The organism is Streptomyces sp. NPDC003697, assembly GCF_053587115.1.
The window spans coordinates 112,536-125,410 of sequence record NZ_JBSFNN010000011.1 but is presented as its reverse complement, the minus strand read 5'-3'; the positions used below and the strand labels follow the sequence as shown (position 1 = coordinate 125,410).

General features: G+C 71.9%; 10 protein-coding genes. 5 read left to right on the top strand and 5 right to left on the bottom strand.

All coding sequences use genetic code 11. The features are described 5' to 3' along the window. Positions 1–133: 133 nt before the first annotated feature. Entirely contained in the window at positions 134–919 is a 786-nt protein-coding gene (locus ACWDNY_RS07205; RefSeq protein ID WP_451644717.1) for a peptidoglycan DD-metalloendopeptidase family protein, read from the bottom strand. A 255-nt stretch (positions 920–1,174) separates the two neighbouring features. Between ACWDNY_RS07205 and ACWDNY_RS07200 the strand changes: the two genes are divergently transcribed. Continuing rightward, on the top strand, positions 1,175–1,318 hold the full coding sequence (locus tag ACWDNY_RS07200) for a hypothetical protein (protein WP_451644716.1): 144 nt from the start codon (positions 1,175–1,177) through the stop codon (positions 1,316–1,318). Between the two features lie 27 nt (positions 1,319–1,345). Here ACWDNY_RS07200 and ACWDNY_RS07195 read toward each other — a convergent pair whose 3' ends face one another. Beyond that, positions 1,346–2,170 (bottom strand): serine/threonine protein kinase, encoded by an 825-nt coding sequence (locus tag ACWDNY_RS07195; protein ID WP_451644715.1) that lies wholly within the window; start codon positions 2,168–2,170, stop codon positions 1,346–1,348. Positions 2,171–2,255: 85 nt separating this feature from the next. Then, positions 2,256–3,371, bottom strand: a complete 1,116-nt coding sequence (locus ACWDNY_RS07190; protein WP_451644723.1) for a hypothetical protein — start codon at positions 3,369–3,371, stop codon at positions 2,256–2,258. Positions 3,372–3,856: 485 nt separating this feature from the next. On the opposite strand from ACWDNY_RS07190, the gene ACWDNY_RS07185 reads away from it, so the two are divergent. The 3 genes from ACWDNY_RS07185 to ACWDNY_RS07175 all read left to right on the top strand — a co-directional run bounded on the left by ACWDNY_RS07185 (position 3,857) and on the right by ACWDNY_RS07175 (position 6,170). Beyond that, entirely contained in the window at positions 3,857–4,780 is a 924-nt protein-coding gene (locus tag ACWDNY_RS07185; RefSeq protein WP_451644714.1) for a hypothetical protein, read from the top strand. A 100-nt stretch (positions 4,781–4,880) separates the two neighbouring features. Beyond that, a complete protein-coding gene (locus ACWDNY_RS07180; RefSeq protein ID WP_451644713.1) occupies positions 4,881–5,303 on the top strand; it encodes a peptidase inhibitor family I36 protein in 423 nt (140 codons plus the stop codon). Between the two features lie 426 nt (positions 5,304–5,729). Then, positions 5,730–6,170, top strand: a complete 441-nt coding sequence (locus ACWDNY_RS07175) for a cytidine deaminase family protein (RefSeq protein ID WP_451644712.1) — start codon at positions 5,730–5,732, stop codon at positions 6,168–6,170. A 37-nt stretch (positions 6,171–6,207) separates the two neighbouring features. Here ACWDNY_RS07175 and ACWDNY_RS07170 read toward each other — a convergent pair whose 3' ends face one another. After that, positions 6,208–8,037 carry an FUSC family protein gene (locus ACWDNY_RS07170; protein WP_451644711.1) on the bottom strand — a complete coding sequence of 610 codons (1,830 nt, stop codon included), beginning with the start codon at positions 8,035–8,037 and terminating at the stop codon, positions 6,208–6,210. A 221-nt stretch (positions 8,038–8,258) separates the two neighbouring features. Then, positions 8,259–10,601 (bottom strand): GH92 family glycosyl hydrolase, encoded by a 2,343-nt coding sequence (locus tag ACWDNY_RS07165; protein ID WP_451644710.1) that lies wholly within the window; start codon positions 10,599–10,601, stop codon positions 8,259–8,261. Between the two features lie 229 nt (positions 10,602–10,830). Here ACWDNY_RS07165 and ACWDNY_RS07160 point away from each other — a divergent pair, with 229 nt between their 5' ends. After that, positions 10,831–12,663 carry an AMP-dependent synthetase/ligase gene (locus ACWDNY_RS07160; protein WP_451644709.1) on the top strand — a complete coding sequence of 611 codons (1,833 nt, stop codon included), beginning with the start codon at positions 10,831–10,833 and terminating at the stop codon, positions 12,661–12,663. Positions 12,664–12,875: the final 212 nt, after the last annotated feature.

Here is a 12,875-nt window from a genome sequence, read left to right as displayed (position 1 = left end):
GCTGGCTGGTTTTATTTTTTTTTCTTAATTCTGGGGGGGGGGGCCGGCGGCCCCCCCCACCACCCCCCCCCCCCCCCCCCCCGCGCGCCCCCCCCCCCCCCCGGGGGGGGGCCCCCCCCCCCCGCGACCACCATCAGGCGCACTGCTTGCTGACGCCGCCGGTCTCGTCGCCCTTGAGGTAGATCCCGCTGACGTAACCGGCCCCACCCGCGTTGAGCGGCAGACGGACCCACTTGTTGTTGGTGATCCCCTCTGCGGTCACAGTTTGCCCGGTCACCCAGCACTGCGCCGGGTAGGACTGGCCGGCGTACACCGTGCTGACGACGGCGCACGAAGTGGAGGCGCAAGAACGTACATTGGCGTCGGCCCACGCCGTCACCGTCGTGGTGCCGCTCCCGCCGGGTGTGCACGGCAGCCCGACTCCGCGGTCACGCAGGTACGGGACCGGGTCGATGCCGCGGATCGTCGTGGAGGTCCCGACCCGCACCCGAAGGTGCAGGTGGACGCCGGTGGAGTCGCCCTCCGAGCCCATCAGGGCGATGCGCTGACCGGCCGACACCTGCTGGCCGACGGAGACATCGCGCTGGTACATGTGGCCGTACTCGGTCACGGTGCCGTCGGCGTGCAGGATGCGGATCCACTGGCCGTAGCCCTGGGCCGGGCCCGAGTCGATGACCTGGCCGGCACCGACCGCGTAGATGGGGGTGCCGAGCGAGTTCGCGATGTCGACACCGTCATGGGTGCTGCTGTAGCCCTGGGTGACGACACCGGCGGCCGGACAGGAGCCGGCGTAGGCGGTGGCGACGGTGGAGCCGTTTACCGCCGCGTGGCCGGGGGCGGCCACAGCGATCGGAAACAGCAGGGCCGCCGCAACCAGCAGACCGGCCCGCAGGCTGATACCGCGCCGACCAAGACGCATGTGGGTTCCTCCCTCAAGAAGGCGGCTCCTGACGAGCCGTGGAGTTCGGTGAACCGGTCCGCCCCCCTGCGGGGTAACCGACTGACCCACGGACCCTAGGCCTGCGGAAGCCCCTCTGGGCATCCGGAAGTCTGCGGAGAGACGGCGCCCGTGTGAGGCCGGTAGGCCTGGACCGTCGTCCGCATCCACCAAGGAGGCATCTGTGTACGTCGCCTCCGCACATGCCGGATTCCGCGCTCCCCGGCGCAGTGCCGGGTGACCGGACGAACTGTGACCGCCGAGGGCGTCACCAATGACAAGGAGGCCCGTCCGCCGCTCAACGCGGGTGGGGCCGCTCAGGTCAGCGGGATCCGCCTCAAGAGCGGCCAGACCGGCAGCGTCACCACTCAGTGCGCCTGAAGTACGGCTGCGGCGCTCACGCCCGACCTAGTGCCGCGCCGCCGCAGCCGGCTCACCCGTGCCCCCGGGCTGTGCCGGTTCCGGGATCTGAAGGCCCGGGTTGCGGGGCGGCAACAGCGCCAGGTGCTCCTCGCGGACCAGACCGAAGCGCAGCGCCACGCCGACCACGGCATCGCGCTTGCCGGTACACCGCGTGACGCCGCCCGGGGCGGCGGTGTCCCGTAGCCCTCGCACCCGCAGCTTCTGCTCCGCCAGGTAGTCGATGTGGGCGCTGACCGCCCGCGCGGTCAGCCGCGTCAGCGCCGGGTGGGTACGTATGCGTTCCACAACCTGCGGGGTGGTCGGTACAGAGACGGTCGACGCATCGCGCAGCCGCGGTTCGCAGAGCGCCACCAGGACGAGGAAGTACGTGGCGGTCTCGTCCAGGGAGTAGGCGGGGAGGGTCTGGGTGCCCCAGGTACCAGCGGGATCGTCCGGGTCGAGGTAGACATGGTCGGGCGCGAAGACCTGGAAGCTCACCGTGGAGCCTTGGGTGGGCAGCACGACCCGGGCGAACTCGAACGGGATGGGCGCCCCCGACCGGCGCGGCGCGATCCGCAGGTACTCTCCGGCCCCTTCCGGGTTCTCGACCAGATAGCTGTGGGTGGTGGAGTAGTTGCTGAGCTGCCAGTGATCCTCGGTCACCCGGATCTCCCCGGCGAGCCGCGAGACGGCAGGGTCGGGCAGCAGTAACTCCACTGGACTCGCCGTCGTGCCCCGGCCGAAGCGTGCGGCTTCCCCCGGGCCCAGGTTCAGCGTTGTCGCCGACTCGGTGCCGTGTGCCGGCGGCACATGAATCAATATGCCGCTCATCGGCAGAGTCCCCTCCCGTTGCGGCCGGTCCCCAGCCGCCAGGCATGCTAGCCCAAGGGAGTGACCCGCGGGCCCGTCTACACCGTCAGGAGGAGCAGACGGGCACGCCGGGTAGTTGGTTGTCCGGTGAGCTGATGTAGATGTTGGTCATGTAGCCGCCGTACTGGGGGAGGTAGGCCCACCACGCGTTCGTGTAAGGCGGAACGGTGATCTCCTGGCCGAGCTTCTGACAGCTCACCAGAACCTCCACGCCGGCCGGCAGCGTCGTCAGCGGAGTGGAGTCCGCAGCGGTCGGCCGCGGGCGCACGTTGACGCCCGCACCCCAGGTGCCGAACCAGGTTCCCGGGGGACGGACGGCACCCGGAACGTTGAGGGACCGGGTGAGCCGGTTGACGGCCGTGTACGCGGCGCCGTACGGCGTGCCGTCGGGATGCAGGGTGAACACGGCCACGATGGTGCGGTCGTCGTCCCCGATCGTGCCGGTGGTGTGCAGTGCCTCCCGCGTCAGGTCGACCCCGGCCGCGGCAAGCGGCGCGGACCGCTGTGGCGCCACGGCCTGGACCGTCGTCGCGGGCTTGGGGGTGCAGCCGCCGGAGCTGCCGAAACCGGACCAGCCCTGCTTGACCGCCCACGGCCGTGCGAAGGAGCCCGCGATGCCGAAGTGCTGGTCGAACCCGTCGGTGCCGCAGCGCGTCGACTGCCGCAGGTTGCCCATCACATAGTCGCGCACCGACACAGGAGCGGCGTCCAGGATGTGCCGGTAGATCCGCACGGTGTCGGCGGCCGACAGGGCTACGTACCCCCAGTAGGACTCGTATCCCGCCGGCGGACCGGCGGTGTCGGTCAGGCCGAGCTGTGCCACCGTACGGTCGACGATCGCCGTCCGTCCGCCGAGGTCCCAGTAGTAGCCGGCCGCGCTGTCGTCACTGCTGCGCAGCATCGAGTCCAGCCGGGTGCGGTCCGCGGAGGTCAGGGTGCGCGGGTCGTGGGTGCGCAGGTAGTCGAGGGCAATCAGCAGTTTTACCACCGAGGCCGAGCGGAACCGCAGCCTGTCGTTGAGCCGTTCGGTGAAGGTCCCGGTCGTCCGGTCGAAGACGGCCACGCCGGCGGTCACGCCCGCCGGTACGTCGGCCTGTGTGGCATGGGTCGGCGCGGCGGTGGCCCGTGGCGCGCCGATCACACCCAGCGCCGTCGCGACCAGGAGGACGGCGACGAGGGCGAGCTGCCCGGGGCGTGTCCAGCGCCGGTTCGGCGGTCGGTCGGCGGCGGATTCGCCGTGTTGGAAGATCCGACTGTTCACGGTGGGTTCTCCTTTCACTGGGGTCATTGCGGCGGCGATGGTTCGGCTCGGAACCGGTGGAGGCGGTTGCCTGCCAGAGGTGCCGGATACCCGTCCCCTGGGGCCGTGGTCCGCGCCGGGAGCACGCTACGGAGCTCGCTGACTCCGCGGAACCTGGAAGTTGACAGGGTGCTGCGGAGGCGCCGGACTTACGGAGCCGTCCATGACCACGCGGCTTCGGCTCTACCCCACGGGACCACAGGGCGTCACTCCGCGAACTTCCGGATGACGCTGCCGATCACCCCGCCGATAGGTTCCACAGCGTCCGGCCGGCCTCACACACTCCGTCCGGCCCGTGAACCCCTCTTCACGGTGGCGGACCATCATCGACGACACGAGGAGTTCGGATGAGCGGCAAGGCCCTGCTCTGGACGCTCGCCATGACCGGCCTACTGTTCGTCACGGCCTGCTCCTCCGCCGACCGGCCGTCCGAGGACGCCGGCGGCCGGCTGCGCACCGGGCTGACCGACGCGGAGCGCAAGCTCCTCGGCGAAGCCGAGCAGCAGTTGATTGCCGACTGCATGCGGAACCATGGCTTTCAGTACCGGCTCGCCCCGGACATGCCGGGTAGCGAGCTGGAGACGCCGGAACGCCGCTTCGGCTTGGACGACGTCGCCTGGGCGCGCGGGCACGGCTACGGTCTGGCCGAGGCGGCCGCGTCCGGCGACCGGGACGGGAAGGCCGCGGTCGAGAAGAGTCCCCAGGCGCTCTACATCACCTCCCTCTCACCACGGCGTCAAGCCGACTTCGACCGCGCCCTGAACGGCACCGACCGCGCCGCGATCGTCGTCCCGGCACCCGGCCGCGGAAAGATCTTCACCAGCGCCGACGGCTGCCAGGCCGACGCCCGCCGACATCTCTACGGCGATCTCCAGAAGTGGACCGAGGCCAAGGCGGCCGTGGTCAACCTCGAGTACTACACCTACGACGACGTAGTAGCGGAACCGCGGTACACCAAGGCACTGGCCGACTGGCGGACCTGCATGAAGTCACGAGGACTGGCCTACCCGAGTTCTTCCGAGGCCATCGGCGCGGTAGCGAAGGAGAACCGGTCCCGCACCGCCGAGGAGGCCCGGAAGCACGAGACGACCGTCGCCGTCGCCGACGCCGAGTGCAACCGCGAGGCCGGCCTGGCCAGAATCGGCGCCCGCCTGCAACGGGAACACGTGCAGAAGGCCGCGCGCCACGAGTTCGCGGGCCAGGCCGGCTACTACACCCGGGCGGTCACCACCGCGCTCGGCCGAGCCCGCTCCGTCGTCGGCTCCGGCTGAAGTCGCACCGCCTCATCGAACCCGCGCGCCCAGCCGCCGTCGGCCGGGCGCGGGCCCCCGGCACCCGCCGGAGGAGAACCAACACGACAAGGAGAACACCATGCGCACCACCAAGCGCGCCGTGCTGGGGCTGGCCATGGCCGCCGCCATGCTTCCCTTCGCCGCCACCGCCGCGCACGCCGGGGGCACCAAGCCCACCTACAGCACGTCGAAGCCCAGCAGCTGCCCGTCGACGTACCTGTGCGTCTACAAGGAGATCAACTACGGCACCGGCGGTGTCGCGGTCGCCAAGTTCGCGTACAACAACCCCATCTGGTCGGACACCGCCAACGCCTACATCGCCCACCAGGACTCCTCCTGGTTCAACAACGGCACCGGCACCTCGTACAGCTCCGTGGTGGTCTACGCGGACAACGGCTACGGCGGAAACTCCTTCTGCCTGGACAAGGGCTGGGGCAACACCTGGGACTCGGTGGCGAACGACCAGGGCGAGGCCAACAAGTGGATCGCCGGGACCTGCTGACCCGCCCTCCGCGCCGACCCGCCCGCTCCGCTCGCGCCGACTCATCACCGGTGCGAGCGGCCGGGTGCTGTCCGCAGTGGCATACCCGGTCGCGGCCTTCCTGCCCATGGAGGAACCCAAAAACCGTTTCTGCCACGGCTCGTGGGCTCTTCGGCAACCCCGGCGAACGGAAGTGACTCGGTCACTGGTGCAGGCTGCCGAGAGTTACGGGACAACCCTCCGCCGATGTGAACACCGAGCCCCGCCAAAGTCCTCGGCGTCTGACCGCCTACCGTGCACGAGCTCGTCAAGGCCGGACGGCGGGACGGCCCAAAGGCCCGACAGCCCGACAGCCCCAAGGCAGCGACCACCCTGCCGCCCGAAAATCGCTTGCCCCTCCCCTGCCGCACGGGTCAAAGTCGCCTGGCCCTGAAGAAGGCGGAGAAGATGACCACGCGGACGCGTCCCGTCGACCACGAACTCGTCGCCGCGGCAGCGCACGTCGCTCGCGTGCGCTGCCGGGGCGAGAACCACACCATGGCAGCTGCGGCCCGTGCCGGGGACGGCCGGATCCTGACCGCGGTGAACGCCTACCACTTCACCGGAGGCCCCTGCGCCGAGCTGGTCGTCATCGGCGCGGCGGCCGCCCAAGGCGCCTACGAGCTGGAGACGATCGTCGCTGTCGGCGACCGCGACCGCGGGGTCGTCCCGCCGTGCGGCCGGTGCCGCCAGGTCCTCCTGGACTACTTTCCCGCCATCGAGGTCATCGTCGGCGACAGTGACGGCGTCCGCGCCGTCCCCATCAGCGACCTGCTGCCCGCGAGCTACGTCTGGGCCGACCACCAGCTCGACGCCGAGCGCACCACCCCGCTCGACCCGGCCCCGTGATCCGCGAGGGACGACGGACCGGGGAGCCGGTGCCGTGTCACAGCGGGTGGCGGCGCAGCAGGCGGTGGAGGAGTCCGTAGGCGCGCTGCTCGGCCTCCGCGAGCTCGGCGGGGTCGATTCCCCCCGAGCGCAGCTCACCCGCCGCGGCGTCGTCGGCCGAGCGCAGCTCCACCACCGCGGCGGCCAGCCGCGCCTGCACCTCGGGGGGTGGTTCGGCGGAGCCGGCCAGTGCTCGCTCGGCGTGTTCCGAGGCCCGCGTGCACACCACCAGGGCTTGGCGGACCCGCTCCGTCGCCCGGCCGTGGACCACCAGCAGCGCGCAGGCCAGGGCGACGGCGATGCCCACGGCACCGCCCAGCATGCGGTCGTAGACGAGCGTTCCGGTGGACGTGGGGGACGTCAGATTGCTGAGCAGGAGGGCCAGCGGGGTGAGGAAGACGACGCCCAGGCCGTAGTTGCGTGCCACGACGTACTCCAGGAGGAACTCCAGGAGCACGATGAGGAACACCGCGACGGTGGGAGCCGGATGCGTGACGAGTACGGCGACCGAGATGAGCAGTCCGGCCAGGGTGCCCAGGGTGCGTTGGACGGCACGCTGGACGCTGGTGCGGACGTTGACCGAGTGCAGTACGGCGGCCGCGGAGACGGCGGCCCAGTACCCGTGTCCGAAGCTGAGGAACGCGGCCGCCGCGCCTGCCACGCCCGTGCCGAGCATCATGCGGAGGGCTGGCACGCCGTGGACGGCGAGGTGGCGGCGGCCGGCCGAGGAGGTGCCCACCGCCAGCTCGGCGGCACGGCAGGTCGCGGCCTCGGCTTCCGCCGCTGATCGGGCGGTGCCCGGCGCGGCCGCCTCGCGCCCGGGCTGCCGGGCGGCACCGTCTCCGCCGCCCGCGGGCGGGGCCGCGGCGGCGTCACCGGCTTCCGGACGGGAGAGGACGAGTGCGGGCAGGGGGGAGGGAGCATGACGTCCCCGCGCCGTGAGGGCGCGTGCCTGCCGGCGCAGCCGCCCCGCCGTCCCGGCGTCGGGCGGCCGGTGGACGGACGTGATCAGCAGGGTCCAGGCCGCGTCGGTCAGTCGCACCTCGCTGCCCGGCGTGCCGGCGTTCCGCCGCGCCGGCGTCGACGGTGTCAGGCCGAGGGACCGGTAGGCGCGCAGGATGCTCGCCGTCGCCCGGTGCCGCGCCGGACCGGCGCCGTCCCCGCTCCCGTCCGCGTCGAGGAGATCGGCGAGGTCGCGCAGGGCCACGGCCACCGCCAGGCGCTGCGGGCGGCGGGGGTGCACCAGCCAGCCGGCCAGGGCCAGCGCCCAGGCGATCACGGCACCCGTCGCGGCCAGTGCCGTCCGGGGCAGGACATCCGCCAGTGTCACTTCCGAGCCGTTGGCCGCGACGGCGAAGGACAGGAGCAGCAGCACCGCGCCCAGGCCGCCGAGGCCGGTCGCGTCACAGGCGAACTTCGCGAGTCCGGCCACCACCGCCATCGCGACGATCACCGTCACCGCACCGGCCGGACCCGCCTGTGCGTCGGTCAGCGCGGCGAGGGCGGAGCCGGCGCCCACGCAGGCCGTCATGGCGATGGCGACGACGGCCAGGACGCGCGCCCGGCGGGGGTAGGGGAGGTTGCGGCCGAAGGTGGTGGTGAACGCGCCGAGCATGGGGAAGACGGCGAGGGTGGGACGTCCCGAGAGCACCAGCGGCAGGGTCGGCAGGGCCATCGCCAACGCCGCGCGCAGAGCGAAGAGCAGGGCTCCGTCCACCCTGCGGAGCGAGAGCGCACCCCGCGGGGACAGCACCTGCCGCAGCCGCCCCACTCGGCTTCGCAGGTCGGCCCGGTTCGACGGCGGACGTGGGAACGTGCGGTGGGACATGACCTTGGGGTGACGGGGCGTAGGGATGCCGTCCGTGGCGAAGACGGCGGGTTTGCCGGAGCAACCCCAGCATGGTACCCCGGGGCCGCCGCCCGCCGGAGACCCGGTGCGGTCCGCCCGGTTCCTGCCGCGGCCCGCGCCGGGGCCGGGGCAGGAGTGCCGTGACTGATCGGGTCCCGCCGCTCGGGAGGGGCGGGACCCGGGTCGGGGCGAGGGCCGGTTCAGTTCAGCGGAGGGGGCCCCGCCTCGGCGGCCGTGCCCCACGTGGAGGGTGCGGTGCCGACGGTGTACGCGAGCGAGCGGGTGTGCCGCAGGTCGTCCGTCGTCAGGTACGTCCGTGCGCAGGGGGAGCCGTCGACACGCGCCGACTGGATGTAGCGGCGTGTGTCCGAGGTGCCGGGCGCCGTCACCGTCAGCGAGCCGCGTGGGTAGTAGCGGCGGTCGAGGGTGAGGTCGACGCGGTCGAAGACGGGCGTGGACAGGCCCCAGGTGTCGTAGCCGGGCTGCACCGGGAAGATCCCGATCGAGGACAGCACGTTCCAGGCGGACATGGTGCCCAGGTCGTCGTTGCCCGTCATGCCGGTCGGGGTGTCCGTGAACAGGGTCAGCGCGGCGTGCACCACGTCCGTGGTCTTCCAGGGCTGCCCGGTCGAGAGATACGTGTACGGGGCGATGAGGTCCGGCTCGTTCTGCGGGTTGTACTTGTCGGCGTTGTAGTAGTCGTAGGGACCGTTGACCCAGACCTCGCGGGCGGTCTTCGCGGGGTCCTTCACCAGCCGGTCGTAGGCGAAGAAGGAGTCCAGCCGGTCGTTGGCCGCCCGTTTGCCGCCGATCAGGCCGATCATGCCGGGCAGGTCCTGGGGCACGAGCCACTGGTACTGCCACGCCGTGCCCTCGTGGAATCCCTCGCTCTGGGCCGGGTCGGCCGGTCCGGTGAAGGCGCCGGAGGCGTCGCGGGCGCGGAAGAAGCCGGTCGAGGCGTCGAAGATCCGGCGGTAGTTCTGGGCCCGGGCGGTGTAGCGCGCGGCGTCGGCGTCGTGGCCGAGATCGCGGGCCATCCCGGCGAGCATGCCGTCCGACAGCGCGTACTCGAGCGTCGCGGAGGCTCCGTGGTCGTAGTCCGAGTCGCCGGGCTTGGCGTGCGGACGTCCCTTGACGTAGGGCGCGAAGCCGCCGGCGAGGTACTCCTTGTTCGCCTCACGGCCCACGGCCGGCGAGTCGGCCGGCGGGACCCCGTCGGCGTTCTTCCTCAGCGCGCGGTAGGCCCGCTCCTCGTAGCCCTTCAGCAGGCCCTGCTGGTAGGCATTGGTGAGGAAGGGGGTGACGGGGTCGCCGGTCATGATGTTCGTCTCGACCGTGCCGTAGCCCCACTTGGGCAGCCAGCCGCTCTCCTCGTCGACCTTGATGACGGAGATCGCCATGTCGCGGGCCTCACGCGGGGCGAGGAGCGACAGAAGCTGGGACTGGGTGCGGTAGGTGTCCCACAGCGACCAGTTCTGGTAGTAGGTGAAGCCGCGTGCCCGGTGGACCTTCTGGTCCCAGCCGGTGTAGCGGCCGTCGGCGTCGCTGCCGATGTTGGGGGCGAGGAAGGACCGGTACAGGGACGAGTAGAACGTGCGGCGCAGGGTGTCGCTGCCGCCCTGCACGCGGACGTCGTCGAGCCGGTCCTCCCAGGCGCGCCGGGCGGCGTCGCGGACCCGCTCGAAGGAACGGCCGCCTTCGGCGCGGAGGTTCACGGCCGCGCCGTGGGCGTCGACGTACGACAGGGCGGTCGTCGCCTCGACGGTCCGGTCCTCGGTGGTGTCGAAGCGGAGGTAGGCGCCTCCGGTGCCGGTCTTCGCGCCGGCGGTGACGGTGGAGCCGCTCCAGGTCCCGTACGCGGTGAACGGGCGGTCGAAGCGGGTGATCGTGTAGATCGTGTAGGGCTTGGTGTCCTGGCAGAAGCCCCGGCCGGTGATCGCGGTGCGCACGGTCCGGCTGTCGAGGACCTCCACCGCGGTGGAGACCGTCCGGTGCAGCGACTGGCTCGCGTCGAGCAGGACGTTGGCCTTGTCGGTGGCGGGGAAGGTGTAGCGCTGCACGCCGGTGCGCGCGGTCGCGGTGAGCTCGGCCCGGATGCCGTTCTTCAGCCCGACCTGGTAGGAGCCGGGGCTCGCCTCCTCGGTGTCGTGGCTGAACTCCGCCTGGTACTTGTCGTTGTCCGTCTCGGTGACGTCGCCGACGGTCGGCAGCACCGGCAGGTCGCCGCCCAGCCCGCAGCCGACGCCGGACAGGTGGACGAGGGAGAAGCCCCGGATGTGGTTCTGGGTGTGGTCATAACCGGTGTTGTGCCCGGTGTCCGGCGAGAACTGCACCATCCCGAAGGGCACGGCCGCGCCCGGGTAGGTGTTGCCCTCGTTCTCGGTCCCGATGAACGGGTTGACGAGATCCGTCAGCCGGCCCTCTTGCGCCGTGGCGGCGTGGGCGGTGCCCGCCTGGGCCGTGGGTACGGCGAGCGCCGCGCCGAGGAGCGCGGCCGCCGCGATCGCCTTTCCCGCACCCCGTGTTCGCCGAGTGCCTCTCATGGGCGTCAGCCACCCCTTCCCGTTGGACAACGTTGTCACAGCAGAGCGCGCTCATTCTTCGGGCTATACGTGTACGCGTCAAGGGTCGGTCACCCGCGGTGAGCCAACGCGTGCACCGCACTCCCCGGTGAATGGACAGCACACCTAGGCACCCGGGGTGTCGGCCGGTATGTTGCGCCCCTGCCCGCCGCGAGGCGCGGCACGGTGAATGGCTCATCCTGGGGGTAGCGTGCGTGACTTCAGCCTTCCGGCACTGGTGGAGACCCTGTCGGCGGGAGGCCTTGCGGACTCGGTGTACGACGTGGCCGAACGCGACCCGAAACTGGAGCAGCTGGCCCGGCGCGACCCGTTGGACGGGCAGAAGTGGTGTGCGGTCACCGCGGCCGAGTTCCGCGACGAGGTGCTGGCGCTGGCCAAGGGACTGCTGGCCGCCGGCATCCAGTTCGGTCACCGCGTCGCCGTGATGTCCCGGACCCGCTACGAGTGGACGCTCTTCAGCTACGCGCTGTGGTCCATCGGCGCCCAGGTGGTACCCGTCTACCCCACCTCCTCGGCGGACCAGGTCCGCTGGATCCTGTCGGACGCGCAGGCGGTGGCCGTCGTGGTGGAACACGAGGACCATGCCATGACCGTGGGAGCGGTCTGCGACCGGCTCCCGCTGCTGAAGGCGATATGGCAACTGGACGCGAACTGCGTGCAGTTGCTGTCGGACTCGGGCCGGGGCGTCCCCGACCACGTCGTGCACCGGCACCGCAGAGCGGTGGATCCGGGTTCGGTCGCCACCATCGCCTACACCTCCGGCACCACCGGCCCCCACCCCAAGGGCTGCCTGATCACCCACGCCAATCTCGCGGCCGAGTGCGACACCCTGAACGCGGGCTGGCGGCAGATCCTGGCCGAGCCCGGGGAGCAACCGGCCGTGCTGGCCTTTCTGCCCCTTGCCCACATCTACGGCCTGATGGTGCAGGTCGTCTGCATGCGCGGCGGTATCCGGCTGGGGCACCAGCCGGACCTGTCCCCCGCCGCGCTGCTGCCCGCTCTGGCGTCGTTCCGGCCGACGTACGTCTTCGCCGTGCCCTACATCTTCGAGAAGATCTTCCACTCGGCCCGGCGCTCGGCCGAAGCAGCCGGCCGCGAGGCGCTCTTCGACCGGGCCGTGGACGCCGCGGTGCGCTACGCCGAGGAACTGGAGCGCCGGGACAGGGGCGAGGGTCCGGGACCGGGACCGCTGCTCAGGGCCGCGCACGGCGTCTTCGACCGGCTGGTGTACGGGCGGCTGAGGGCCGTTCTGGGCGGCCGGGTCCGGCACGCCACCTCCGGCGGATCGAGTCTCGACCGGCAGCTCGGCCTGTTCTTCGCCGGCGCCGGGGTCACCATCCATGACGGATACGGGCTCACCGAGACGACCGCCGCGGTCACCAGCCAGCCACCGGGCCGGCCCCGCTTCGGTACCGTCGGCAGACCCCTGCCCGGCTGCTCCGTCCACGTGGCACGGGACGGGGAGATCTGGGTCCGCGGCGATGTCGTCTTCTCCGGCTATCTCGGCGATCCGGCGGCCACCGAGCCGGTGCTGCGCGACGGGTGGTTCGCCACCGGCGACGTGGGCCGGCTGGACGACGACGGCTTCCTGGTCATCACCGGACGCAAGAAGGACATCCTCATCACCAGTGGTGGCAAGAGCGTCAACCCCCGGGTACTGGAGGAGCGGCTGCTGCGGCACCCCCTGATCTCGCAGTGCCTGGTCGTCGGCGACAACCGCCCCTTCATCGCGGCGCTGATCACCCTCGATCCGGAGGCGTCGCAGCACTGGTGCCGGCTTCGCGCACAGCACCACGCCCGGCCCCGGGAGGCGACGATCAACGAGGAACTGCGCGGCGAGATCCAGCGCGCGGTGACGATGGCGAACGCCGCGGTCTCCCAGGCCGAGGCGATCCGCGCGTTCCGCATCATCCCGAACGAGTTCAGCACGGCCAACGGCCTCATGACGCCGTCGCTCAAACTGCGCCGCGCCGCGATCGTGCAGGCCTACGCAGCGGACATCGAGGCGCTCTACGGCTCCTGAGAGCGTCTCGCCGTCGGCCGCCGGACCCGCGTCGGCGGGCGGTGGAGAGCGGACGGCCGCCTCGGCCTTCCACCTCCGGTGCCGCCCCCGCCCGCCCGGCGGCGGCGTGGGCTGCGGCCGACGCGCCTGCCGCAGCCGGCTCGGTGCGCGCCGCGACGGGCCGGGCCGACGGGCACCCGGCGAGCCGGGCGGCGCACACCGCGGCCGTCCGG

What these genes read in the sequence shown, in the direction of transcription:
- ACWDNY_RS07205 (WP_451644717.1), bottom strand. Translation starts at nt 919, where the DNA reads ATGCGTCTTGGTCGGCGCGGTATCAGCCTGCGGGCCGGTCTGCTGGTT.
- ACWDNY_RS07195 (WP_451644715.1), bottom strand. Translation starts at nt 2,170, where the DNA reads ATGAGCGGCATATTGATTCATGTGCCGCCGGCACACGGCACCGAGTCG.
- ACWDNY_RS07185 (WP_451644714.1), top strand. Translation starts at nt 3,857, where the DNA reads ATGAGCGGCAAGGCCCTGCTCTGGACGCTCGCCATGACCGGCCTACTG.
- ACWDNY_RS07180 (WP_451644713.1), top strand. Translation starts at nt 4,881, where the DNA reads ATGCGCACCACCAAGCGCGCCGTGCTGGGGCTGGCCATGGCCGCCGCC.
- ACWDNY_RS07175 (WP_451644712.1), top strand. Translation starts at nt 5,730, where the DNA reads ATGACCACGCGGACGCGTCCCGTCGACCACGAACTCGTCGCCGCGGCA.
- ACWDNY_RS07170 (WP_451644711.1), bottom strand. Translation starts at nt 8,037, where the DNA reads ATGTCCCACCGCACGTTCCCACGTCCGCCGTCGAACCGGGCCGACCTG.
- ACWDNY_RS07165 (WP_451644710.1), bottom strand. Translation starts at nt 10,601, where the DNA reads ATGAGAGGCACTCGGCGAACACGGGGTGCGGGAAAGGCGATCGCGGCG.